27 protein-coding genes are annotated in these 24567 nt (G+C 63.3%); 16 read left to right on the forward strand and 11 right to left on the reverse strand.

Going from position 1 to position 24567, the window contains the following annotated elements; genetic code table 11:
* Positions 1-30: 30 nt before the first annotated feature.
* Positions 31-1575 (forward strand): thermosome subunit alpha, encoded by a 1545-nt coding sequence (gene thsA, locus HALLA_RS02830; RefSeq protein ID WP_049953987.1) that lies wholly within the window; start codon positions 31-33, stop codon positions 1573-1575.
* Between the two features lie 143 nt (positions 1576-1718).
* Positions 1719-2090, forward strand: coding sequence for a HalOD1 output domain-containing protein (locus tag HALLA_RS02835; RefSeq protein WP_049951967.1), 372 nt, complete (start codon positions 1719-1721; stop codon positions 2088-2090).
* Between the two features lie 40 nt (positions 2091-2130).
* Here HALLA_RS02835 and HALLA_RS02840 read toward each other — a convergent pair whose 3' ends face one another.
* Both HALLA_RS02840 and HALLA_RS02845 read right to left on the reverse strand, forming a co-directional pair.
* A complete protein-coding gene (locus HALLA_RS02840) occupies positions 2131-2970 on the reverse strand; it encodes an SAM hydrolase/SAM-dependent halogenase family protein (RefSeq protein WP_049951968.1) in 840 nt (279 codons plus the stop codon).
* Between the two features lie 9 nt (positions 2971-2979).
* Complete coding sequence (locus HALLA_RS02845) at positions 2980-3498, reverse strand: nicotinamide-nucleotide adenylyltransferase (protein ID WP_049951969.1); 519 nt, start codon at positions 3496-3498, stop codon at positions 2980-2982.
* A 338-nt stretch (positions 3499-3836) separates the two neighbouring features.
* Between HALLA_RS02845 and lonB the strand changes: the two genes are divergently transcribed.
* The 3 genes from lonB (at position 3837) to HALLA_RS02860 (ending at position 7539) form a co-directional block, all read left to right on the forward strand.
* The gene (gene lonB / locus HALLA_RS02850; RefSeq protein ID WP_049951970.1) at positions 3837-6062 is read left to right on the forward strand and encodes an ATP-dependent protease LonB; all 2226 of its coding nucleotides are present in this window, start codon (positions 3837-3839) and stop codon (positions 6060-6062) included.
* Positions 6063-7130 (forward strand): CPBP family intramembrane glutamic endopeptidase, encoded by a 1068-nt coding sequence (locus HALLA_RS02855; RefSeq protein ID WP_049951971.1) that lies wholly within the window; start codon positions 6063-6065, stop codon positions 7128-7130.
* 76 nt (positions 7131-7206) lie between these two features.
* Positions 7207-7539 (forward strand): hypothetical protein, encoded by a 333-nt coding sequence (locus HALLA_RS02860; protein ID WP_049951972.1) that lies wholly within the window; start codon positions 7207-7209, stop codon positions 7537-7539.
* A 41-nt stretch (positions 7540-7580) separates the two neighbouring features.
* On the opposite strand, the gene HALLA_RS02865 is transcribed toward HALLA_RS02860, so the two are convergent.
* A complete protein-coding gene (locus HALLA_RS02865; protein WP_049951973.1) occupies positions 7581-8051 on the reverse strand; it encodes an MGMT family protein in 471 nt (156 codons plus the stop codon).
* Positions 8052-8145: 94 nt separating this feature from the next.
* Between HALLA_RS02865 and trpC the strand changes: the two genes are divergently transcribed.
* The 6 genes from trpC (at position 8146) to HALLA_RS02895 (ending at position 13407) form a co-directional block, all read left to right on the forward strand.
* A complete protein-coding gene (trpC, locus tag HALLA_RS02870) occupies positions 8146-8958 on the forward strand; it encodes an indole-3-glycerol phosphate synthase (RefSeq protein ID WP_049951974.1) in 813 nt (270 codons plus the stop codon).
* Positions 8955-10253: a tryptophan synthase subunit beta gene (trpB, locus tag HALLA_RS02875; RefSeq protein WP_049951975.1), complete on the forward strand. Its 1299-nt coding sequence runs from the start codon at positions 8955-8957 to the stop codon at positions 10251-10253. Before trpC ends, trpB begins: the two co-directional genes overlap by 4 nt.
* Positions 10253-11161, forward strand: a complete 909-nt coding sequence (trpA, locus tag HALLA_RS02880; RefSeq protein ID WP_084568912.1) for a tryptophan synthase subunit alpha — start codon at positions 10253-10255, stop codon at positions 11159-11161. The genes trpB and trpA overlap by 1 nt, the downstream gene beginning before the upstream one ends.
* 24 nt (positions 11162-11185) lie before the next feature.
* Positions 11186-11980: a 2-amino-3,7-dideoxy-D-threo-hept-6-ulosonate synthase gene (locus tag HALLA_RS02885; RefSeq protein ID WP_049951976.1), complete on the forward strand. Its 795-nt coding sequence runs from the start codon at positions 11186-11188 to the stop codon at positions 11978-11980.
* A gap of 118 nt (positions 11981-12098) precedes the next feature.
* Complete coding sequence (locus HALLA_RS02890; protein ID WP_049951977.1) at positions 12099-12659, forward strand: SprT-like domain-containing protein; 561 nt, start codon at positions 12099-12101, stop codon at positions 12657-12659.
* Positions 12660-12723: 64 nt separating this feature from the next.
* On the forward strand, positions 12724-13407 hold the full coding sequence (locus HALLA_RS02895; RefSeq protein ID WP_049951978.1) for a hypothetical protein: 684 nt from the start codon (positions 12724-12726) through the stop codon (positions 13405-13407).
* Between the two features lie 84 nt (positions 13408-13491).
* On the opposite strand, the gene HALLA_RS02900 is transcribed toward HALLA_RS02895, so the two are convergent.
* Positions 13492-14160, reverse strand: a complete 669-nt coding sequence (locus HALLA_RS02900) for an HAD family hydrolase (protein ID WP_049951979.1) — start codon at positions 14158-14160, stop codon at positions 13492-13494.
* 109 nt (positions 14161-14269) lie between these two features.
* Between HALLA_RS02900 and HALLA_RS02905 the strand changes: the two genes are divergently transcribed.
* Complete coding sequence (locus HALLA_RS02905; protein ID WP_049951980.1) at positions 14270-15448, forward strand: 3-dehydroquinate synthase II; 1179 nt, start codon at positions 14270-14272, stop codon at positions 15446-15448.
* 39 nt (positions 15449-15487) lie between these two features.
* Here the strand turns inward: HALLA_RS02905 and HALLA_RS02910 are convergent, their stop codons facing one another.
* Together HALLA_RS02910 and HALLA_RS02915 are read right to left on the reverse strand one after the other, a co-directional pair.
* Positions 15488-15901 (reverse strand): DUF7575 domain-containing protein, encoded by a 414-nt coding sequence (locus HALLA_RS02910; protein ID WP_049951981.1) that lies wholly within the window; start codon positions 15899-15901, stop codon positions 15488-15490.
* A 149-nt stretch (positions 15902-16050) separates the two neighbouring features.
* Positions 16051-17031, reverse strand: coding sequence for a transcription initiation factor IIB (locus tag HALLA_RS02915; RefSeq protein WP_049951982.1), 981 nt, complete (start codon positions 17029-17031; stop codon positions 16051-16053).
* A gap of 234 nt (positions 17032-17265) precedes the next feature.
* Between HALLA_RS02915 and yjjX the strand changes: the two genes are divergently transcribed.
* The 3 genes from yjjX (at position 17266) to HALLA_RS02930 (ending at position 19148) form a co-directional block, all read left to right on the forward strand.
* Positions 17266-17787: an inosine/xanthosine triphosphatase gene (gene yjjX / locus HALLA_RS02920; RefSeq protein ID WP_049951983.1), complete on the forward strand. Its 522-nt coding sequence runs from the start codon at positions 17266-17268 to the stop codon at positions 17785-17787.
* A 257-nt stretch (positions 17788-18044) separates the two neighbouring features.
* On the forward strand, positions 18045-18278 hold the full coding sequence (locus HALLA_RS02925) for a DUF7123 family protein (RefSeq protein ID WP_084568913.1): 234 nt from the start codon (positions 18045-18047) through the stop codon (positions 18276-18278).
* Positions 18279-18482: 204 nt separating this feature from the next.
* Positions 18483-19148: an HAD family hydrolase gene (locus tag HALLA_RS02930; protein ID WP_049951985.1), complete on the forward strand. Its 666-nt coding sequence runs from the start codon at positions 18483-18485 to the stop codon at positions 19146-19148.
* A gap of 81 nt (positions 19149-19229) precedes the next feature.
* Here HALLA_RS02930 and HALLA_RS02935 read toward each other — a convergent pair whose 3' ends face one another.
* The 5 genes from HALLA_RS02935 to pyk all read right to left on the reverse strand — a co-directional run bounded on the left by HALLA_RS02935 (position 19230) and on the right by pyk (position 24158).
* Positions 19230-19847 (reverse strand): winged helix-turn-helix transcriptional regulator, encoded by a 618-nt coding sequence (locus HALLA_RS02935; RefSeq protein ID WP_049951986.1) that lies wholly within the window; start codon positions 19845-19847, stop codon positions 19230-19232.
* Positions 19848-19913: 66 nt separating this feature from the next.
* The gene (locus tag HALLA_RS02940; protein ID WP_049951987.1) at positions 19914-21068 is read right to left on the reverse strand and encodes an SPFH domain-containing protein; all 1155 of its coding nucleotides are present in this window, start codon (positions 21066-21068) and stop codon (positions 19914-19916) included.
* A gap of 68 nt (positions 21069-21136) precedes the next feature.
* Positions 21137-21793: an NfeD family protein gene (locus tag HALLA_RS02945; RefSeq protein WP_049951988.1), complete on the reverse strand. Its 657-nt coding sequence runs from the start codon at positions 21791-21793 to the stop codon at positions 21137-21139.
* A gap of 45 nt (positions 21794-21838) precedes the next feature.
* Positions 21839-22351, reverse strand: coding sequence for a DUF7312 domain-containing protein (locus HALLA_RS02950; protein ID WP_049951989.1), 513 nt, complete (start codon positions 22349-22351; stop codon positions 21839-21841).
* A gap of 46 nt (positions 22352-22397) precedes the next feature.
* Positions 22398-24158, reverse strand: coding sequence for a pyruvate kinase (pyk, locus tag HALLA_RS02955; protein ID WP_049951990.1), 1761 nt, complete (start codon positions 24156-24158; stop codon positions 22398-22400).
* A 119-nt stretch (positions 24159-24277) separates the two neighbouring features.
* On the opposite strand from pyk, the gene HALLA_RS02960 reads away from it, so the two are divergent.
* On the forward strand, positions 24278-24565 hold the full coding sequence (locus HALLA_RS02960; RefSeq protein ID WP_049951991.1) for a GYD domain-containing protein: 288 nt from the start codon (positions 24278-24280) through the stop codon (positions 24563-24565).
* Positions 24566-24567: the final 2 nt, after the last annotated feature.

Here is a 24567-nt window from a genome sequence, read left to right on the forward strand (position 1 = left end):
GCACAACAGCGACGCATGGGCGGACAGCCGATGTTTGTTTTGAGCGAGGATAGTCAGCGAACGCAGGGCCGCGATGCCCAGTCGTCGAACATCATGGCCGGCAAAGCGGTCGCCGAGTCGGTACGGACGACACTCGGCCCCCGCGGCATGGACAAGATGCTCGTCGGCTCGAGCGGCGACGTCGTCATCACGAACGACGGTGCGACCATCTTGAACGAGATGGACATCGAGCACCCGGCCGCACAGATGATCGTCGAAGTCGCCGAGTCCCAGGAGGACGAAGTCGGGGACGGGACGACGACCGCGTCAGTACTCGCCGGCAACCTGCTGGGCGAAGCCGAGGACCTCATCGAGCAGGACGTCCACGCGACGACCATCGTCGAAGGGTATCACGAAGCCGCCCGCATCGCCCTCGAGGCGATCGACGAACAGGTAAGCGAAGTCGCCGTTGACGACGACATTCTCGGTCAGGTCGCTGAATCGAGCATGACCGGCAAAGGAACTGGCGGGCTGACGGCCGAGGAACTCGGCGAAACCGTCGTCGAAACCATTCGCCACGTCGAGACGGACGACGGCGTCGCTCGCGAGAACGTCTCCGTCCACACGCAGGTCGGTGCCTCCTCGAACGCGACGGAACTCGTTCCCGGAATCGTCATCGACGAAGAGCCCGCTCACGACGGGATGCCAACCGACGTCGAAGACGCGTCGATCGCTCTCTTGGACGTCGAACTCGAGCTACAGACCGGCGAGGTCGACGCCGAGTACGCGATCGACTCGATCGATCAGCTCAACGCCGCCATCGACGCAGAGGAAGGTGAACTCGAGGGCTACGCCGAAACGATCGTCGACAGCGGTGTAGATGTCGTGTTCACGACCGACGGAGTCGACGACCGCGTCGCCGCCAAGCTCGCAAACGAAGGCGTTCTCGTCTTCGAGAATATCGGCAGTTCGGACGCTAAAAACGTTGCATCAGCAACGGGCGTCAGCCGCGTCGGCTCGCTCGATGACCTCGAGGAAGCCGACTTCGGCCACGCCGAGCACGTCCGAACCGAGAGCTACAACGACGACGAACTCGCGTTCATCGAAGGCGGTTCGGCCGCCGAATCGGTCACCGTCTTCGTCCGCGGCGGAACCAAACACGTCGTCGACGAACTCGAGCGAACCATCGGTGACGCACTCGACGTCGTCGCGACCGCGCTCGAATCCGGCGAGGTCGTCCCCGGCGCTGGTGCGACCGAAATCGCCATCGCGGACAAAGTCCGCTCGGAAGCCGCCGGCATCGAAGGTCGCAAACAGCTCGCTATTACGGCGTTCGCCGACGCGGTCGATATCATCCCGCGGACGCTCGCCGCCAACACCGGACGGGACCCGATCGATTCGCTCGTCGACCTCCGGGCCGCCCACGAATCCGAGGGCCGTGCGGGTCTGATCACCGACAGCGAGGACGTCACGATCGGTGACCCGCTCGAGCACGGCGTCGTCGACCCGGCCGACGTCAAACGCGAGGCCGTCGAAAGCGCGACGGAAGCAGCAACGATGATCGCGCGAATCGACGACGTCATCTCCGCCGAGTAACGACGTCGAACTCTCGCGCTCGAGAGCGAAATACAAATTTTGCGTTTCGAGTCGACGGTGGCCGTTACCGGCGGTTCTGCCGACGGATAGATATTCGAACCGGCCAACATTGTTAAGTGTTAACAAGCAAAACCGTTTCGGTCATGCCGGGGAACTCGCCGTCGGACCGATTGCGAAAGGTCGGTGAGGCGACTGGACAGGTTGTTTACTACGACGACGGTCAGGGAACCTATCACACGTGGTGTGACAACGACGAGTCCGAACCGGTGAGCACGGCGCTTCTCGTAACAGTGTCGTCGGTTTTCGGCGTCGAACCTGAAGACCTCGATGCGCTCGGTGAGTGTATCGACCCGGACGCGCTGAACGCGATTTTCGTTCACTGGCGCGGCGACGAACCCCGGATCGGCGACGGGTCGGTGTCGTTTTCGTTTTCCCGCTGTGACGTGACGGTCCGATCGGACGGCGAGATAATTATCGACCCCCACACCCGGGCTCGAGACGTTCTCGAACAGTGAATCGATTCGGTCTCTTCGTCGGTGTACGGTAGACGGCCGCTCAGGGCTCGAGCACCACTTCGTCGCCCGGTTCGAGCGAGAACGCCTCGTCGCCGCGTCCGTCGTTGACGTCGAGTTCCACGTAGCCGTGACTCCCGACGGTCGCGAGTCGCTCGCCGACTGGGACGGACGCGAACGTGGCTCCGACGGGGACCCGACTGCCGTTCGCCACGACCGATTCGCGATCCGCCAGAAACGTGCCGGGAACGTTGGTGATGACGTTCCCGAAGTCGTCGACGACGAGTACCTCTCCGCGCGCTCGGTCGGAATCAGCCTCGAGCGCGGCCGTCGGCAACGTCTCCTCGACGAGCGAATCGAGCGCGCCGATAGGCGAGAGTCCCTCGAGAGAGCCCAGTTGATCCAGTGGCGTTTCGTGAACCGCCGCGGCGGCCGGCGCGAACACGTCTCGGCCGTGAAACGTCGTGCTTCGGCCGTTCGGGCGGTTTTCAGCCGCCGTCTCCGGAACGTGAGAAATCTCGAGCAGGTCGGTTTCGGTCGCCGAGTCGTCGATTTCGAACGCCTCGAGGGATCCGTCGGTACTGGCCGCAAGCGCTCGAGCGGCCGGGAACAAGACGCCGTTGTCCGGGCCGACGAGCGCGTGTTCGCCCGCTCGAACGACGACCGCACGGCGGTCGGTTCCGACGCCCGGGTCGACGACCACGAGGTGGGACGCCGGCGGATAGTAGGGAAGGATCTCTCGGAGCCAGAACGCGGCCGTTCGGACGTCTCCGCGCGGAAAGTCGTGGGAGACGTCGACGAGTCGAGCATCCGTCTTCTGACTGATGACGCCTTTCATCGCCGCCGGATACGGCGAGCCGAAATCGGAACTGAGCGTTATCATCCTGATCGGTTACGTACCGTTCGAATCGGAGTCGTTTACCATCTGAAGCCGTTCGATCCCGTTGGCCTCTTCGACGACGTCGACGACGGGGTCCGGAACCAGCCCTTCCCAGTCCTCGTCGTCGATCATCCGCTCGCGGAGTTCTGTTCCCTCGAGGACCTCTCGGTTGAACATCGGCGACTGGCGAACGTCGACGCCGGCCTCGTGAAAAAGCTGGATGACGAGCGGGTTGTTCGAGTACGCGATATCGAAATCCGGACTCATACTCTGGACGTGGCTCACCCAGACGGAGTTGCGCTCTAAGTCCTCGATCGGCACCGCGTAGGTCACGAGGTCGAAATCGACGAGCGACTTCGTGATCATCATGATGCGTTCGCCCGCGGTAAACGGGTTCCGCGTCGAGTGGGAATCGCCGGCGCTCCCGATCCCGAGAACGAGTTCGTCGACGTCCTCCGCGATCCGTTCGACCATGCTGTAGTGGCCGTTGTGAAACGGCTGGAACCGCCCGATGTAGAACCCGCGAGTCATACCAGTAGTGACAGGCCGCCGTGCTTAAGCGTGGCGAGTTTGTGCGTTTTTCATGGTGAGCTAGTCGCCCCGTTCGATTCGGGTACGCCCTCGAGTTGAGTCGGATGCATGGATTCTAGACACATGCATATTCAACGCTCCCAACAGAAGCAGGTGTTTTCAGTTCGGTCGAAAACCGATCGCGGGCCAAAATAGCGGTGTCGTGAGATCTGTTCGACGGTCTGTCCTTCTCGATAAATCGACGGAGAGAGCGCTTCTCGCCTGGGGGCGTGCCAGCTACCGTATGGAGAAAGTATATCAGTCCCAATCCCTTCGAAACAGGTACTGAATAGCATTCTATGAGTAACGACACGAATGTTGACGACCCTCCCGAAGACCCCCTGCAGCCGCCGACAGCGGATCGTCAGGGAGCGGACGAGTCGCTCGAGGAGGGCGGCGACGACGCCGACGGGGAACCCGATGGGATCCGCGGCGACATCGGTTCCGAGGATGAGGGACGCAACGCTGACAACGAAACCCGGGACGACCGGGGTGACCAGGTGAGCGGGTCGGACGACGATAGCTTCGATGACGAACAGCAGGCAGACGAGGAAGACGACATCGAAACCGTCGAGGACCTCGGCAGTTCGGTCGACGTCGATCCGGGCGTCGAAATCGACGAATCGATCGCGGAGGACGACTTGCTGGGCGGCCTCCAGATCGATTCGACCGCCGATATCGAGGTGCCCGACCGCCTCGTCGATCAGGTGATCGGACAGGACGAAGCGCGAGACATCATCATCAAAGCGGCCAAACAGCGCCGGCACGTGATGATGATCGGCTCGCCCGGGACGGGTAAGTCGATGCTGGCGAAAGCGATGAGCCAGTTGCTCCCTCGAGAGGATCTTCAGGACGTTCTCGTCTATCACAACCCCGACGACGGCAACGAGCCGAAGGTTCGAACGGTACCGGCCGGGAAGGGAGAACAGATCATCGACGCCCACAAGGAAGAAGCCCGAAAGCGCAACCAGATGCGCTCGATCCTGATGTGGATCATCATCGCGATCGTCATCGGGTACACGATTCTCTCCGGCGCGAGTCCGTTGCTCGGAATCATCGCAGCTGTGGTTATCTGGCTGTTCTTCAGGTACACGTCCCGTGGAACGGACGCGATGGTACCGAACATGATCGTCGACAACAGCGACCAGCGAACGGCTCCGTTCGAGGACGCGACGGGTGCCCACGCCGGCGCGCTGCTTGGCGACGTTCGCCACGACCCGTTCCAGTCCGGCGGCATGGAGACCCCGAGCCACGACCGCGTGGAACCCGGCGGGATCCACAAGTCGAACAAGGGCGTGTTGTTCGTCGACGAGATCAACACCCTCGACGTCCGGACCCAGCAGAAGCTGATGACTGCGATTCAGGAGGGCGAGTTCGCGATCACGGGCCAGTCCGAGCGCTCCTCGGGCGCGATGGTCCAGACCGAACCCGTCCCCTGTGACTTCGTCATGGTCGCTGCGGGTAACATGGACGCGATGGAGAACATGCACCCCGCACTCCGATCCCGTATCAAGGGGTACGGATACGAGGTGTACATGGACGACACCATCGAGGAGACGCCCGAAATGCGTCGCAAGTACGTCCGTTTCATCGCCCAGGAGATCGAACGCGACGGCCGGCTTCCACACTTCGACCGCGAAGCCGCAAAAGAGGTCATCCTCGAGGCCAAACGACGCGCGGGTCGCAAGGACCACCTCTCCTTGCTCATGCGTGAACTCGGCGGCCTCGTTCGCGTCGCAGGCGACATCGCCCGCGCGGACGACCGCGAGTTCACCAACCGCGAGGATGTCCTGCAGGCCAAAGATCGCTCGCGATCGATCGAGCAACAGCTCGCCGACGATTACATCGAACGGCGCAAGGACTACGAACTGCAGGTCACCGAAGACGGCGTCGAAGGCCGCGTCAACGGACTCGCGGTCATGGGCCAGGACTCGGGTATTATGCTCCCCGTCATGGCCGAAATCGCCCCCGCACAGGGTCCGGGACAGGTTATCGCGACCGGCCAGTTAAAGGAGATGGCCGAAGAGTCGGTCCAGAACGTCTCGGCGATCATCAAGAAGTTCTCCGACGTCAACCTCTCGGAGAAGGACGTTCACATTCAGTTCGTCCAGGCCGGCCAGCAGGGCGTCGACGGCGACTCCGCCTCGATTACGGTGGCAACGGCCGTCATCTCCGCCTTGGAGGACATTCCGGTCGATCAGACGGTCGCGATGACCGGCTCGCTCTCGGTGCGCGGCGACGTCCTCCCGGTCGGCGGCGTGACCCACAAGATCGAGGCCGCCGCGAAAGCGGGCTGCAAGAAGGTAATCATCCCCGAAACGAACGAACAGGACGTGATGATCGAAGACGAGTACGAAGACATGATCGAGATCATCCCGTGCTCGAACATCAGCGAAGTGCTCGAGGTCGCGTTGATCGGCCAGCCCGAGAAGGACTCGCTGCTCAACCGCCTCAAGCAGATCACCGAATCGGCGTTCGATCCGCAGGTTTCCCAGACCGGGAGCTCGAACCCGAGTCCGCAATAGATGCCCAATTGGACGGTGTTCGCCGGCGGAACGATCGCCGTCCTCGTCGTGTTGCTGGTTCTTTCTCACCTTACGCAGTCGGCGTTCGAGGAGACGCCGGATTCAGCGGATTCGTCCGACAGATCGGGCGCGTTTCGGACCGACTCGAGCGACGGAGACGGCGACGAGTCCGTCAGAGAATCGACCGCACGCGGGACAGCCTCGAGTGGCGTCCCCGACGATCGCGCCGCGGACCGACCGACTGGTGGCGACGAAGACCGCTCGAGTCCGGCTGCAACCGATACTGAGTTGCCGCCGAGCGCGGGCGACCAGCACCGCGGAGACGATCAGAACCACGGAGACGACCAGCACCACGCGGGCGATCAACACCGCGGTGTGCACGTTGAATCGTCCGCAGCAGACGCTCCTCTCGATGAGTCGCCTTCTGTAGAGTCGACACCGCCCGATCCAGCCGACATGTCGACGGGGATGGTGCTGGCCAACGTCGCGCTTTCACAGGGCGTCTTCGCGGTCGTGTTGATCGGGGCCGCGATCTACACCGATATCCCGCTCGAGGCGCTCGGCCTCGAAATTTCTCGCTCGTGGTTGTTCGCCGGGCTCGCCCTCGGCACGGGCTTTGGAATCGCACTCTACCTCGCAAACGAGATCGGTGCCGCGATTTCGACCTGGGTCGGCTTCGAGCACGACGAGCAGCTTCGGGATATACTCGGCCCGGATTCGATCTCCGGCTGGATCATATTGCTGGCGTTCGTCCTGCCGATCATCGCCGTCTTCGAGGAGTTGCTCTTCCGAGCGGCGCTGATCGGCGTGTTCGAGGCAGGATTCGGGATCTCACCGTGGCTGCTGGCCGTCGTCTCCTCGATCGCCTTTGGCCTCGGCCACGGTATGCAGGGGTCGGTCGGCATCCTCGTGACCGGCGCGCTGGGGTTCGTACTCGCCGCGGCGTTCGTCCTCACCGGAAACTTGCTCGTCGTCGTCGTCGCACACTACCTGATCAACGCCCTCGAGTTCGTCGTCCACGAAGGGATCGGCTTCGAGTGGGCCGCGGTGCTCGAACGCGGCGGATGATGGCTGCTTGCCTGCACGGACGATTTTCCCGTTGAAACCCTCGAAAGCTAAGGCGACCGACAACCTCGAGTGATCCATGGTGAAACTCGAAGGGGCGTCGCGGCCGGTTGCGATCGGCGTCGGACTCTACTTTCTATTGTTGGTAATCGGCACGGTAGCGAACGTTCCGCTGGCGATCGTCGCCGCACAGGTGGTGTTCGGTGCCATCGCGCTCGGGATCGGCGCGCTTCTGGCACGACAGGCGGGGAACTCGAGGCTAATCACGGGCGCTGCAGGGGCGTTGATCGGCGGCGGACTCGCACAATTTCTGTGGTTGCTCACCAGCATACAACTGTTCAACCTGCTCGCGTCGCTGCTGGTCACGCTCGGAATCGGACTCTACTTGTTTCTGGTGTGGAACGCAACCTGAACCGACCGGAATAGGACAGCGGGGCGTACTCGCGCTCTCGGTTACAGTCCCTCGAGCGATCGAAGCTTCTGTTCGACCGCCGGCGGCGCGGCGCTTGGACCGTCCCGAATTCGGTGGTCGGGGATGAGAATCGGTGCCGGATTTTCCGCCAGTGCGGTTCGAACGAGGGTCACGTCGGCCTGCTCGTCCGGGTCGAGGCCGGGGGTCATTCGAGCGAGCCCCGCCACGTCGGTTCCCTCTCCGTACGGGATCGTCCGGACCTGTTCTAACACCTCGCGTTGGTCGGTCGGAACGGTGAGTGCGACGGTCACGTCCGAAAAGTCCGGTTCCTCGAGACCATCGAGATACTCGTCGAGTTCGTCGAGAATCGGATGGTCCGATTCGGCGTCCTCGTCGGGCGCGTCCGGGAACGTGACCCGCAACACGCGCCCGCTCGCGACCCCGATCTGGACGAACCGCTCGAGGTACGGCGACTCGCGCGCGTAGATCCCTGCGTCGGTGACGTCCTCCATACGGTCCCTTCGGGGTGGCGTGGACTTGAATATTCGCCAGCCACAGCCCAATGGCGCAAGCCTTATGTACATATCAGTACGTCGGTGTACAATAATGAACTCCGAAAGCAACGTCGCACCCGCAGTCCGATCTATCCTCGAGGCTGCCCGGGAGCGAGGCCGAAGCGAGGGCGACGACGGGCCATCTGGCGGACGAACGCCCGCCAGCGACGGTCGAGTCTCCGTCGAGGCGCGTTCGCTTCCCGACGCGATAGAGCGGGCCGAACGCGAGGATCGAGTCCCGGTGATCGCAGAAGTCAAGCCGACGAGTCCGACCAGCGATGGAACGCGGGACGAGGATCCCGTCGAACTGGCCCGGGCGATGGTCGAGGGCGGCGCGAGCGCGATTTCGGTGTTGACCGAACCGACCCACTTCGATGGCTCGCCCGAGGCGTTGCGACGCGTTCGGGCCGCCGTCGACGTTCCCGTGCTTCGGAAGGATTTCGTCCTTCGAGAGTCACAGATGGACGTGGTCGAAGCAGACCTCATCCTCCTGATCGCGCGGTTCGTCGACGACCTTCCGGCGCTGGTCGCGGCCGCCCGCGACCGGGGATTCCAGCCGTTGGTCGAGGTCCACGACGCCGCGGAACTCGAGGCGGCCCTCGAGGCCGACGCCTCGATCATCGGCGTCAACAACCGCGATCTGACGAAACTCGAGGTCGATCTCGGGACGTTCGAGGGGGTCGCGCCCGCGGTCCCCGACGACGTGACGCTGATCGCCGAAAGCGGCGTGTCGGACCCGGCGGACGTGCGGCGGATGCGGGAGGCGGGTGCCGACGCACTGCTGATCGGTAGTGCGATCATGGATCACGCGAACACGGACGAGGTCGACATCGCCGAAAACACCAGGAGATTAACACGAGTATGAGCGAAACCGAACGCGAACGAGACGGCGAATCGGCGGATCGAACGGCGGCCGACGGCCAGTTCGGCCGCTACGGCGGACAGTACGTGCCCGAGGCGTTGATGCCCGCACTCGAGGAACTCGAGGACGCTTACGAACGGTACGTCCTCGAGAACGAGGACGGGTTCATGGACGAGTTCGAGCGACGGATTCGGAACTTCGGCGGCCGGCCGACGCCGCTGGGGCGGGCAGATCGACTGAGCGAGCGCTACGACAGCGAGATCTACCTCAAGCGCGAGGATCTGGTCCACGGCGGCGCGCACAAACTCAACAACGCGCTCGGGCAGGTCCTGCTCGCGAAGTACATGGGAAAAGAGCGGATCATCGCCGAGACCGGCGCGGGCCAGCACGGCACCGCGACGGCGATGGCGGCGGCCCACCTCGACATGCCCTGTGAGATCTACATGGGTCGCACCGACGTGAACCGCCAGCGGCCGAACGTCTTTCGGATGCGGATCAACGGGGCCGAGGTCAACCCCGTCGACATCGGCCGCGGAACGCTCAAGGAGGCGATTTCGGAGACGATGCGCGAGTGGTCTCGAACCGTCGAACGGACCCACTACGTGATCGGCAGCGTCGTCGGTCCGCACCCGTTCCCGGCGATGGTTCGTGACTTTCAGGCCGTCATCTCCGAGGAAGCCCGCGAACAGGCGAGAGCGCAACTCGGCGGCCTGCCGGACGCGGTCGTCTCGTGTGCCGGCGGCGGCTCGAATACGATGGGCGCGTTTCATCACTTCGTGTCCGACGAATCAGTCGACCTCTACGCCGTCGAGGCCGGCGGCTCCTCGCTCGAGGTCGACGAGGAGGCGGGCGTCGCACCCAACTCCGCAACGCTGTCGACCGGCGACGAGGGGATCCTCCACGGCGCGCGAACGACGCTCTTGCAGGACTCACACGGCCAGATCATGGAGTCACACAGCGTGAGCGCCGGCCTCGACTACTCGGGCGTCGGCCCGGAACTCGCACACCTCGTCGACGAGGGTCGCGTGACGCCTGTCACCGTCGGCGACACGGCGGCGCTCGAGGCGTTCCACCGGCTTTCGACCGACGAGGGGATCATCCCCGCCCTCGAGACCTCCCACGCCTTCGGCTACCTTCACGAGGCGTTCGAGGCGGGCGAGGACCTCGGCGAGACCGTCATCGTCAACGTCTCCGGACGGGGCGATAAGGACCTCGAGACGGTGATCGAGGAGACCGAAAAACGGGGTCTCGAGAGCGCTCCAGACATGTCCGTCTTCGAAACTGGAGGTGGGATCTGATGGTCGACGACGCCGGGGAAGCCGCCGACGCGAAAGCCACCGATGCGGAAAGCGGCGAAGGGTCCCCAACCGAGACGGACGCCATCGCGACGGCGTTCGACGGCGGCGGGGCGTTCATCCCGTATCTCGCCGTCGGCGACCCGAGCTACGAGGCCTCCCTCGAGTACGTCGAGGCGCTGGCCCGCGGCGGCGCGGATCTGATCGAACTCGGCCTGCCGTTCTCGGAGCCGATGGCGGAAGGGCCGACGATTCAGGGGGCGGTCACGCGCGCGCTCGAGGCCGGCATGACGCCCGACCGCTTTTTCGAGTTCGTCTCGGACCTCGACGTCGACGTCCCGCTGGTCTGTATGACCTACTACAACCTGATCTACCAGTACGGTCCCTCCGACGGCCCGCGTTCGTTCGTCGAACGGGCCGCCCAGGTCGGCCTCGAGGGGTTCGTCGTCCCCGACCTGCCCGCCGAGGAGGCCGGACCGCTCCGGGAGGCTTGCGACGAGTTCGGACTCGACCTCGTCTTCATCGTCGCGCCGACGACTCGCGGCGACCGTCTCGAGCGGATGATGGAGCGCGTGTCGGGATACGTCTACGTGCAGGCCCGACTCGGCGCGACCGGCGCGCGCGACGACGTCTCCGATCAGACCGGCGAGAGTCTCGAGCGACTTGCCGACTGGGAGATTCCGAAGGCGGTCGGCTTCGGAATAAAAACCGGCGAACACGCAGAGCGCATCGCCGCGGCTGGTGCCGACGGGATCATCGTCGGGAGCGCGCTCGTCGACATCGTCGCCGAGGGCCACGAAGACGACCGCCCCGTCGAGGAGACCGCGGATCGGCTCGAGGAGAAAGCTCGAGAACTCAAAGCGGGCGCGCGCCGCGGCGCGGAAAGACTGCCAGAACCAGAACATCCATAACTCGAAGCTTGCTACAGAACCACAATGACTACCGGAACTGACGCGCGACTCGACAGGATCGGGACGGACGGCAACTACGTCATCGTCCCGATGGACCACGGCATCACACTGGGTCCGGTAACGGGCCTCAAAGACATCGAATCGACCATCGACGCGGTGACACGCGGCGGCGCAGACGCCGTGTTGACCCAGAGAGGGATCGCTCCCCGCGTCCACGAGAACAAAAACGGGAAGGGATACATCGTCCACCTCAACGCCTCTACCTCTATCGGCCCCGATTCGAACGACAAACGCCTCACCGGCACCGTCGAAGACGCGATTCGGGTCGGTGCGGACGCGGTCTCCTTTCACATCAACGTCGGCTCGAACCACGAACCGGACCAGATCACGCAACTCTCCGAAGTAACCTCCGAGGCCGCTCGCTACGGAATTCCCGTCCTCGCGATGGCTTACGCCCGCGGCCCGGACGTCGACGGCGCGGATCCCGAGGCGCTCGGCCACGCGGTCCGACTCGCCGAGGAGATCGGCGCGGACGTCGTCAAAACCGGCTACAGCGGCGACGCGGACAGCTTCGAACACGTCTGTGAATCGACCCGGCTCCCGGTCGTCATTGCTGGCGGATCCAAAGGAACCGACCGTGAGACGATCGAGATGGTTCGAGGCGCGATGGATGCGGGCGGCGCGGGCATCTCGATGGGGCGCTCGATCTTCCAGCACGAGGATCCGGAAGCGATCGCCACGGCCGTCGCGGGCGTCGTTCACGACGATCTCTCCGTCGACGACGCGTTAGCGACCGCCGGGCTCGCGCTCGAGGCCTGATTCTCTGAGTCGGTTTCGGCTGCGTACGATACTTGTTCCGTTCGATTAGCGGTGAGCTCACGTAGCAAGCGGTGAGGGACCGAAATCACTACAGTACTTCCGTTCGTTTGCCCCGGTCGTGACAGACGGCGAGACGTTGACGATCGACGACGAGTTACTCGCTCGAGCGCGAATCCACGCGAGAGACGTCGATATCGCCGTCGACTTAGCGCGCGTCGAGTGGGAGGTCTCGACGCGAGCGCGCCGCCGCGCGGGGGCCTGTCGCTGGGACCGCGAGCGCGAGGTCGCGACGATCGTCCTCACTCGACGAGCCTACGAGACCTACGACTGGGAGACGTTCGCGGCCGTCGTTCGCCACGAACTCGTCCACGCCTGGGAGTTCCAGCAGTTCGGCGAATCGGGCCACGGACAACGGTTTCGAACGCGGGCCGGCGAACTCGACGCGCCGCGACACTGCGAAACGTTCGCCGAACCGCGGTACGTGATCCGCTGTCTCGCTTCTGACTGTGACTGGGAGGCCCATCGCCACCGCGCATCAGGCCCCGTGAAAGCGCCGGACAACTACTGCTGTGGCGAGTGCGGCAGCGACTACGAAGTCGAACACGCAGAGAGCGGCCGAACCTGGCGGTCTGCCAGCGGCTACGGCGGTGCGAAGGCCGCGCTCGAGGAAGAGTGGTGACTGCGCAGGCGACCACGGCGGCCGTTCTCACAAGACTTTATTTGCTCGTTCGTCTCCTTCCGGTATGAGAGTCCTCGATTTGATGCTCGGACGGAACGGTGACGACACCGACGGGGAGCGAGCCCGCTTCACGAGCGATCGATACGACGTGACCTACACCGTTTCTGCGGACAGTCACGAGATCGCGTACGTCGTTCCGATCCGACGGGCCGAACTCGAGGCCTTCGCCGACCTCGTCGATCTCGAGCGCGAGACGCCCTACGCGGACGACGGCGAGGAATCGCCCGCGGCGTCACTCGAGTCCGTCCTCGAGAGCGATTCGATCGACGCGGACGCGTGGACCGAACGGATGCAAGCGCCGCGACAGACGGTCGAACCGATCCTCGAGCACTGGTTGGAATTCGTCGACGACGAGGAAGCCTCTGGAGGCGAATCAGGGCGTTCGAACGCTGGGAGCGAGACGGACGAAGCGAGTGAGACAGGCGGCGCGAACGAGACGGCCGACGCCGACGCATCGGATCGCGACGCCGGATCGTCCGTCGAGATCGTCTACCTCCCCGTCGAGACCGAATCGGCGTTCGCGGCGTTCTTTCAGACGTGTCGCAAGCGAGCCGATCAGGATCACGATCCGTTCGAACTGCCGGACGACATCGCCACTGCCGCGGGTGTGCTCACGCAGATCAAACAGGCGACCGACAGACCCGAGAACCGCGTCGTCGTCAACCAGGCGTACGTTCCGCAACTCTAACCGGCTGCGTTTTTCCCTGCGGCCGGCTGGAACCGTTTCCCGATCGGCGAACTGTTTGGGGTCGTTGTGGAACGCGAACTGCGTTCAGACGATCGATTCGAACTCCTCGAGCGACGTGAGTCGATAGGTCGGCTCGTGTTCGAGTTCGGTTCCGTGGCCGAGGTCGATCCACGCCGAATCCATGCCCATCGCGTTCGCCCCGGCGACATCCGCGTGGAGGTTGTCGCCGATGTGTAACGTTTCGTTCGGCTCGACCTCGAGCGCCGACAGCGCCAGTTCGAACGGCGTCGAGTCCGGTTTCGGCGGGACGCCGTTTTTCGGATCGACGAACACCTTCGCGTCGAAGGTGTCCGCGAGTCCGAGCGCCGCGAGCTTTTTCGACTGCGTCTCCTCGCCCCCGTTCGTGATCAGCGCGACGGGTCCGCGTTCGGCCGCGAGCTCGAGTGCGGCCTCAGCGCCGGAGCGAAAGCGAACCCGTGCGGGGTCGACCGTCTCGAGGTAGGCGCCCGCGAGATCAGGGGCGACCGAGGGGGCCACTCCAGCCTGCTCGGCGGCCGTCGAAAAAAGGTGTTCGAAAAACTGCCGGTCGGTGTCGGCGGTCGGGAGGTCCCGCGAGGCGTACCGTAGCTGGGCCGTGGTACAGAACTGCTCGACACCGGCCCGTTCGAAGGTGGTCTCGAGCAGCGCGTCTCGGTCCTCGATCGGCTCGCAGAGGGTGCTGTCGAGGTCGAAACAGATCGCGTCGTACGACATCTACCCCGTCTAGCGGCGTCGACACCCTGAACCTTTCGCCGGGACCGATACTCCGGCGACGACTGTCGAATTCGCCACGTTCAAGCCACTCCCCTTCGAGGGTCGAGTTATGACGAGAGCTGTCTGGATAAAAGCCGACGATACCGTCGGCGACTGGGACGACCGCCGCGAGCGGATCACGACCGCACTCGAGGCGGGCGCAGACTGGGTACTGGTCGACGAAGACGACGTCGAACGCGTCCGCGAACTCGGCGACATCAACGTCGCGGCGTTTCGCACCGACGGCGACGTGTCGCTCATCGACAACGCCGAAGACGAGACGACGACCGCACAACCCGATACGGTCGTCGTCGGCAAGGAAGGCGAGGGTGACGGCACCGTCGACCTCCCCAACGACTTTTCGGGATCGGCGGATCTCTCGACGCTCCGGCGGAACGGCAGCGTCGACTGGGGATCCTACGTGCGCATTCTCGGCAAAGAGTACGAGGAGTTCGCGGAAACGGCCGCGACCGAAGCCGAGTATACCATCGTCGCCGGCGAAGACTGGACGATCATCCCGCTCGAGAACCTGATCGCCAGAATCGGCGAGGAGACCACCCTCGTCGCGGGCGTCACGAGCGCCGACGGAGCGAAAACCGCGTTCGAAACGCTCGAGATCGGTGCAGACGCCGTCTTGCTCGACTCGGACGACCCCGACGAAATCCGCCGCACCGTCGAAGTTCGCGACGAAGCGGAACGAGAGAATCTGGATCTGGAGTACGCCGAAGTCGTCGATATCGAACAGATCGGCAGCGCGGACCGGGTCTGCGTCGATACCGGCAGCTTGCTCGATCACGACGAGGGAATGCTCGTCGGCTCGATGAGTCGCGGACTCGTGTTCGTCCACGCCGAAACCGCCAAATCGCCGTACGTCGCCTCGCGTCCGTTCCGGGTCAACGCCGGCGCGGTCCACGCCTACGTCCGGACTCCAGACGGCGGGACGAAGTACCTCTCCGAACTCCAGAGCGGCGACGAGGTCCAACTGGTCGACCTCGAGGGAAACACCCGCGAAGCGATCGTCGGCCGCGTCAAAATCGAGAAACGGCCGATGTTCCGGGTCGCTCTCGAGACCGACGACGGCGACCACATCGAAACGCTGCTCCAGAACGCAGAGACGATCAAGGTCCCGACCGCGGAGGGACGAACGGCGGTGACGGATCTCGAAGCTGGCGATCAACTCCTGTTGTACTACGAGGATACGGCGCGACACTTCGGCGAAGCCGTCGAAGAGAGCATCATCGAGAAGTAGCGGATCGACGCAGTGTGTATCCGTTGACGAACAAGACTCTTAGAGCAGGTCCGAGTCTTCTTCGGGTGCCTCGAGCCGAGTCGTACACCAGTGGCAAAACGAGAGGTCCTCGTCGAGTTCCTTCCCGCAGGCCGGGCAGGTCGGCCCGTCGGTGTTCCCCGAGCTAGTCGGCGGGAGCCCGAGCGCCCGAAACGTCGAGTCGACCGTCGCGAACAATACGATGAACATCAGGAAGAACTGGTTCACCATGCTCGTTTCCGTTTCCATCGTCTCCATCATGGCGCCCATTGATTCGGCCTCCATGAGCAGTTCCATCGGCACGAAGAAGTAGACACCAAGCGTGAATAACCCGCCGAACAGAAGGGCACGAGCCCAATCGCGAAGCAAAACGTGTCCCGCGCCGGGCATAATAATCGAGAGGATCGCAGCGGATATCGCACGGATCCAGGTCATGTCTCTGGATTGATTTCGGGGTGACGGCCACTTAACCTTCCGGTTTCCCTACAACCGGACAGTCACTCGTTGTGTGGGCTCGTTCGAAGAAAAACCGACTGCTGACGGTATTCGCGGCGAGTTTTCGACACCCAGGGTTCGACAGAACGTTAGGCCGCTCCGAGCGTTTCCTCGGCCTCGAGCAGTTCGTGATACCGGTTTCGGATCGTCACTTCGGAGATGTCGGCGACGTCGCTGACGGCCGCCTGCGTCGTCTTCTCGTTGGTCAGCAAGGCGGCGGCGTAGACGGCGGCGGCGGCGAGGCCGACCGGCGACTTGCCCGAGTGGACGCCCTTTTCCTTTGCGTTCTGGAGCAGACTTCGCGCGCGGTGTTCGGCTTCGTCCGAGAGCTCGAGTCCCGACGCGAACCGCGGCACGTAGCTCTCCGGATCGGCCGGCTGGACCTCGAGGCCGAGTTCGCGAACGACGTAACGGTAGGTGCGTGCGATCTCGTTTTTCTCGACGCGGCTGACGTCTGCGATCTCGTCGAGACTTCGGGGGACGCCCGCCTGACGCGCGGCGGCGTAGACACACGCTGTCGAGACGCCCTCGATGGAGCGACCGGGAAGCAGGTCTTCGTTAAGTGCGCGCCGATAGATGACCGACGCCGTCTCGCGGACGTTCGTCGGTAGACCGAGCGCCGAGGCCATCCGGTCGATTTCGCCAAGCGCCTGTTTCAGGTTACGCTCCTTGGAGTCGCGGGTCCGGAAGCGCTCGTTCCACTTGCGCAGGCGCTGCATCTTCTCTCGCTGTCGGGAGCCAAGCGAGTTACCGTAGGCGTCTTTGTTGCGCCAGTCGATATTCGTCGACAGCCCCTTGTCGTGCATGGTGTTCGTCGTCGGTGCGCCGACGCGGGACTTCTTGTTCTTCTCGGCGGCGTCGAACGCGCGCCACTCCGGACCGCGGTCGACAGAATCCTCCTCGACGACGAGCCCGCAGTCTTCACAGACGGTCTCGCCGTGTTCGTCGTCGACGACGAGATTGCCCGTACACTCGGGACAGTCGAGGCTGCTCTGTTCGGCTTCGTCTGCCTCCTCGGTTGTTTCTTGTTCGCTACGACGTACTCTGGTGTTTGAGGTTGCGTTGGTCATACGATGGCGGATACGGCCCGGCGAGACGACACGGAAAAGCCGGACGGATTCGTTACCTTTCCCGTTCTGAGACTCGGGAGATAAGGGTTTCGGAATCCATAGCTCACAACGCTCGAAAACAGGTAATTCGTCGGAAGTGGTATGAATTATCAAAACATTCAAATCAGGTTCGAAATCAGGGTCACGCCCTACGGAGAGTAAACTACACAACGATCACGCGTCCTCTTCTCGCACATGCACGTCGCCGTCGGGAGCACGAACCCGGTCAAGCAACGCGCCGTCGAACGAGTACTCGAGGAGTTCGAGGGATCGGTCGTCTCCGTCTCCGTCGACTCCGGCGTGAGCGAACAGCCATCGTCCGTCGAGGAGACGGTCACGGGGGCCAGAAACCGGGCGCAGAGAGCGCTCGAGGCGACCGACGCGGGCTACGGCGTTGGACTCGAGGGAGGCGTTACGCGCTTCGAGTGCGCTCCTGGCGTTCGGCTCATCATGTGGGCCTGCGTCACCGACGGGGAGCGCCTCGAGGTCGCGAGCGGCCCGTCGCTTCGGTTACCTGACTCGATCGGAGCCCGCCTCGACGCGGGCGAGGAACTCGGCCCCGTTATGGACGACCGGCTCGGGACGGACAACATCGCGGAGGCAGCGGGCGCTGCCGGCGCGCTCACGGGCGGACTGACCTCCCGAACGCAGGCGCTGGCCGAAGCCGTCGCGTGCGCGTTCGGCCCGTTCGTCACGACACACTACGAATCCGACTGACGAGTCACAGAGCCGGGGCTGGGGCTCGAGCAGATCCTTCCTGGGACCGTAGACGATTTTGAACCTCGGCCACACATTCCATCGCCGGACCGTTCTCGCTTTCTGAGAGTCGCCAACTCGGATGTATTAACCGGCCGTACCAACGAGGCCTTTCCATCAGATTATTCGTCCATTACCGCCCCCGAAAATCGCCCGACTGCGGTTCATTAACTGGACGTACCAAACCCCCTAAGGTCGAAGCTGGCGTCCTCGTGAGTATGAGCACTGCAATGGCCTCCGACCTCACGAGTAAACAACGCCAGATCCTGCAGTATCTCCGGGAGAACGCCGCAACGAAGACCTACTTCAAATCGCGGCTGATCGGCAAAGAACTCGGTATGACTGCCAAAGAGGTCGGGTCGAACATCACTGCCCTCCAGAACAGCGAGTACGACGTCGACATCGAGAAGTGGGGCTACTCCTCGAGTACGACCTGGAAAGTAAACGTCTGAGAAGCGAGCGCGGAACGCCCGATCTCGTCGGCACTGAAATTTTCATCGCGGTAGCCGTTGTCTTTCGATCAGAATGTCCCTGTATCGACGCGTTTCTCTCTCTCTCGAGCGACCGTTTTTCTCAACATACGTGAGTATTACCGCGTGAAATGACGGGTTTCTGCTTCGAATATGACTTCACTCGTCGGGACGACTCTACAAATCATGCAGGCGATCCTCTTCGACATGGACGGCGTCATCCTCGAGGGACCGCGGACCGACCCGCAGGTCTACGCGGATGCGACATCGTATGCCCTCTCCGAACTCGGTATCGATCCGGCTTCCGAACAGCGCGAGGCGTTCCGCGGGTTCGATACCGACATCATCACCGATCACGCAGCTACGCACGGAATCGATCCCGACGAGTTCTGGCAACTGAAAGACTATCGTGCGTCCGAACTCACTCACGAACGGGTTCGCTCCGGCGAGCGCGGCGTCTACGACGATGTCGAGGTATTGCCCGAACTCGCCGAGCGAACGACGACTGCGCTGGTGACGAACAACCGCCACCGCACGGCCGAGTTCGTCGGTGACCACTTCGAGTTCGGCTTCGAGTCCGTCCGTGGCCGCGACCCGTCGATGGACGGCTACCAGCGACGGAAACCGGATCCCTACTATCTCGATGAGACCCTCGACGAACTCGGCGTCGACGGTGGACTCTACGTCGGCGACTCCGGCGTCGACATTACTGCCGGACAGAACGCCGATCTCGAAACCGCGTTCGTTAGACGGTCACACAACCGTTCGACCGAACTCCCAGCCGAACCCGACTACGAACTCGAGTCGCTCACCGAACTCCTCGACCTGCTCGAGACTGCGGGCTCGCGGTGATTTCCCGGCGCTTCGATTCGATCCCGGTCATTCGATCGAGCGACCGGCGTGAGAACAGATTGCAAGTCGATTTACTGGCGTTTAGCCATCGTACGTGAGCAGTGCGTCGGACTCTCGCGCGAGGGCCGTCGCCCGTTTGCCGAACGAATCTGCGTGACGGATTAGCAACAACAGGACGGTCGTGGGGCGTTCGACGCTGTAGCCGTCTTCGCGGGATAACAGACCAACCTCCTCGAGTTTGCCAGCGTACTTGCTCACCGTCGGCGGGGACACCTCGAGTGACTCGGCGAGGTCGCCCGCGCTCGAGTCAGGGTCGCGAAGTAATTCGATCAACATGCCACGCGCCGTCGTGCGGCGCAGGTAGCCGAGGGCGTTCTTCTCGAACTCGTCGAACCGGCCCGTGAGCACGAACCGCTTGTAATCGCCGTCGCTGTACTGTTCGACGGCGTCGAGTTCTTCGAGTCGCCTGAGGTGATGTTGGGTTTCGCCCGTCCCGAGCTGGAGGTCGTCGCGAATCTTCGAGAAGTGTGCACCCGGCGTCGTCGAGAGGTAGCCGGTGATCGCGTCGCGAACATCGCTTTCACCGGTATCGGCTTCGGCCGACTCAGAAAACCCGGCAAGCGGGGAGGCAGCGCCGACGGCCGCGAATCGGCGCAGGGTCGATCGCTTCTCTTCGTCGACCCCCCTGGGCGATGTCATAACTATCTACTGATCGTAACGCGACCAACGGTAAAACGAGTTTCGCTCCGCGTCGTTCACTGCAGCCTATGAGTCCGTCTCCGTCTCGGCCTGCACGTCCTCACCCTCGAACGACTGGTCCATCTCTTCGATGACGTCGTCCGGGTCGCTGATCGTTCCGGCGTCTTTCCCTTCCTTGATGGCCTGTGCCTGTTTTTCCATCGCCTCGAGATCCATCTCGGCTTCTTCGTCGATTTCGCCGATGATCTCGGCGATGTCGTCGAGGCCGATCAGTTCGCGGGTTTCCTCGTCGAACTCGAGGCTGTCGAGTTCGGTGCCGTCGGATTCGACGTCGCTGCCGGTGAGGTGCTTGCCGTAGCGGCCCACCATCGAGGTGAGTTCCTGTGGTAGGACGAACGTCGTAGAGTCGCTCTGACCGATCTCTGTGAGCGTGTCCATCCCCTTGTCGATGACGGCGCGTTCGCCCATCGACTCGGCCGAGCGAGCACGTAGCACGGTCGAGATCGAGTCACCCTGTGCCTCGAGGATCTGGCTCTGTTTTTCACCCTGTGCGCGGATGATTTCGGATTGCTTGTCACCTTCTGCCTTCTCGACGGCGCTGCGGCGTTCACCCTGGGCCTCGAGGATCATGGCGCGGCGTTTTCGCTCGGCGGACGTCTGTTGTTCCATCGCGCGCTGGACGTCTTTGGACGGGTTGACCTCGCGGACCTCGACGCTCTCGACGCGGATTCCCCACTCGTCGGTCGGTTCGTCGAGTTCTTTGCGGATCTTCGCGTTGATCTCCTGGCGTTTGTTGAGCGTGTCGTCGAGTTCCATATCACCCAGGACGGCCCGAAGGGTCGTCTGGGCCAGGTTCGAGACTGCCTTCTTGTAGTCGTCGACCTCGAGGAAGGCCTTCTTCGCGTCCATCACTTTGATGTAGACGACTGCGTCGGCGGTCACCGGCGAGTTGTCACGGGTGATCGCTTCCTGACGCGGCACGTCGAGCGTCTGGGTTCGCATATCGAACCGGTACGTTCGCGAGACGAACGGCGGGATGATGTTGATACCGGGCTCTAAGAGTTTGCGGTACTCGCCGAAGACGGTCAACGCGCGTTTTTCGTACGCGTCGACGATTTCGACTGCACTCAAGAGTGCAGCGATCACCACGACGAGAACGAGGGCACCGATTACCAGTCCGACGGTGGCTGCTCCTTGCAGCGGGATAAGTTCCGGAAGCATAGAACGAGGTTATGTCGGCGAGCTAAAAAGCGTTCCCTTGTTCGAGAGACATTTCGCCAGTCGTGACATTAGTTCGACTCGGTTTCGGTCATCGAATCGTCGGTATCGCCGGCGGTCGTCGTTTTGTCAGTCGTCTCGTCATCGTCTGTTTCAATGTCGTCTGCCTCAATATCCGCCGAATCGGCGTCGTCGTCAGTGTCGCCCGACGCGTCAGCGTCTGACTCGCGAGCGAGCGCGCGGTCGATTTCGTCCGCTTCGATCGAGCCCATCGCTTCGACCGTCAGTACGTTACCGCCGCCGGGGTCGAGTACGATGATCTCTTCACCCTCCTCGATGGTGCCGCTGGTCGTTCGAGCGCTGTAAAACGGGGTAAATCCACCGGCCTCGAGTTTGACTTCGCCCCCGCGGCTCGTGATCTCTTCGGTCGCGTATCCGGTCGATCCTGCGAGCGACGAGGAGTCTTTCGTCCGGGCAGTGCCTTTGCCGCCGTAGAAGTCGAACTCGCGGTAGACGTAGGCGGCGACGGCGCCGATAGCCAGCGTCAGTCCCGCGAGGATGATCGTATCGAGACCGCCGGGGACGAGCAACCCGATGAGCCCGGCACCCGCCAGGGCGACACCGATTACGATGAGGTGTGCACCCGGCGAGAGGGCCTCGAGGACCATCATGACGAGCCCCGCCGTGAACAACAACAGCGGGATATTCGTGAGGAGAGGTTCCACCATGCGTGGAGCTAAGGTCTCGCCCCGATTAAATGTTTACCGCCGCTGTCATCCCAACATCACCGAACCGAGACGGAACAACACCAGTACCATCGCAACGGCACCTAACACGACGAACACTGCTCCCTCGAGCGTTGGCTCTCCGGAGACGATCGGCGTCGAACTCGGCTCCGGGACCATCTCATCGTCCGCCGGCGCTTGGCCATCATCGTCGCTATCGGAGACAGCGTCTTCGTCTTCACCGTCGAGATCGATCGGGATGCGCCCCCATTCGTCGTCTTGCTGGTCGGTGTCCTGTTGACGGGATTCGTCGAGCCACGATCGATCGGCCGGCGAAGCGTCGTCGGCGTCCCGCGAGGAATCGGCGTCCTGTGGGGAATCCGTCTCCCGCGAGGAACCCGTATCCTGTGAGGAGTGCGTTTCTCTCGTTTCCTTGACGATGAACGTCTCGTCGAAGGGATCGCGTTCGGTGTCCGATTCGTCCCTGTGTGACGTCTCGCCGTCACCGGTCTTGTCCGTGCGCTCGTCGTCCGGATCGGGGCCGGACGGCTCCTCTGTCATACCACGTGATACTACCCGCGTCGTCAAAAACCCGCGGTCGAACGGCTCAGTTCGGTCGGTCGGTACGGCCCCTGACCGCGCCCTGGAAGACGACTCCACGCTCTGCGTCGATCGTTACCGTCGTTCCCGGCTCGACGTCCGTGAGATCCGCACCGCTGACCATCGGGATGTCCAGTTCTCGAGCGACGAGCGATGGGTAGCCGGTCATCCCCGGACTCGCGTCGATGATACCGCCGATTTTCTCGAGGTCGCCGGATAGTTCGTCGTCGAAATCCGGATCGATCGCGAGGATCGCTCCGCCGGGTATCGCCGAGAGATCGCCGTCCGAAATCGGCGCGAGCGGACCGGAAACGCGCCCGTCGACGACGACCCGTCCGGTCGCCAGCGCGTCGGCGGCCACGTGGACTTTCAGCATGTTGGTCGTGTTGGCTCCCTCGAGTTCGGTCATCATGCCACAGAGCACGACGACGGTATCGCCGCTGTCGGCGACCCCGGCGTCGAGTGCCGCCTGCACCGCCCGCTCGACGACCGCGTCGGCACCCTGATCGGAGACGCTGGCGTACAGCGGGATGACGCCCCACGAGAGCGTGAGTTTCCGGCGAACGTCGTGGCTCGGCGTCGACGCGACCACCGGCACGCCGGGACGGTACTTCGCCGTTTTGAGCGCGGTGTAGCCCGATTCGGTCGCCGCGACGATGGCGTCCGCGCCGATATCCCGCGCGAGAAATCTGGCCGATCGAGCCAGCGCGTCGGTACGGGCCTCCCCGGCGGCCGGGACGCGCTGTTCTAGGACCTCCGCGTACTCCGCTGAGTTCTCGACTTCCCTGATGATGCTCCCCATCGTCTCGACGACTTCGACCGGGTAGTCGCCGACCGCGGTTTCGGCCGAGAGCATGACCGCGTCGGTGCCGTCGAGCACGGCGTTCGCGACGTCCGATGCCTCCGCTCGAGTCGGGCGGCGCGCGTGGACCATCGAATCGAGCATCTCCGTGGCCGTGATGACCGGACAGCCGGCTTCCCGACACCTCCGGATGATCCGTTTTTGAATCATCGGGACGTCCTCCATCGGGCACTCGACTCCCAGGTCGCCGCGAGCCACCATCACGCCGTAGGACGCCTCGATGATCTCGTCTAAGTTTTCGACGGCACCGACGCGCTCTATTTTGGCGATGATCGGAATGTCGGCACCCGCCTCCTCGAGCACTTCGTTGACCTCGTAGACGTCGCCAGCGTCGCGAACGAAACTCGCCGCGACGAAGTCGACGTCCTTCTCCGCGGCGAGTTCGAGGTCGGCGCGGTCGCTACCGGTGACCATATCGAGGCCGAGGTCGACGCCGGGGACGTTGACGCCCTTTCGACCGCCGAGTTCGCCACCCGTTTCGACCCGCGCTCGTATCCCGTCGGCGTCGCGCTCTATGACGGTCGTCTCGATCAGGCCGTCGTCGAGCAGGATCCGGTCGCCCGCTTCGACGCTATCGATCGAAAGCGACAGCCCGATTTCCTCGCCCGTCGCGGTGTCGCCCTCGACGAACCGGATCTCCGACCCCGTCTCGAGCGTGACGGTCTCGGCTTCGGGCAGCGGGGCGGTTCGGATCTCCGGCCCCTTCATGTCGAGCATGACGCTCACCGGTCGGTCTTTCTCCTCGTCGACGGCTCGCACGCGATCGATTAGCTCGGCTCGATCCTCGGGCGTTCCGTGGCTGGCGTTGAGCCGCGCCACCGACATACCCGCGTCCGCGAGCGTGGCGATCGTCGCCCGGTCGCTGGTCGCGGGACCGAGCGTGCAGACGATCTTTGCGTTTCTCATGCCCGGTGGTAGCGCGAGCACCGCAAAAAACCTGTGGTGACTTACTCGAATTCGAGTCTATCTTCGTGCCAACGTGTTTCGGCCAAAACGTTTTCCACTGTACGCCAGTAGCGCCGGTGATGCCCAGCTATACCGCGTTCGTCGATGTCGCCGACCGAGACGTACAGAACGTCCAGGAACTGGCCTCGATCTGGGGCGAAATACGCGGCGAGTTCACCGAACACGAGGCCGAACTCGTCGACTCCTACGCGATGCTCGGGAGCCACGACTTTCTGGTAATCTTCGAGGCACCCGACCGCGAGAGCGCGTTCAAGTCCGCGCTGACGCTACGAAGGCACGGCCTCGAGGCCGAGACGATGGAAATTATCGACACCGACGAGTTCGCACAGCTCGTCGATGAGGTCTGAGC

The organism is Halostagnicola larsenii XH-48 (assembly GCF_000517625.1).
Lineage (GTDB): Archaea > Halobacteriota > Halobacteria > Halobacteriales > Natrialbaceae > Halostagnicola > Halostagnicola larsenii.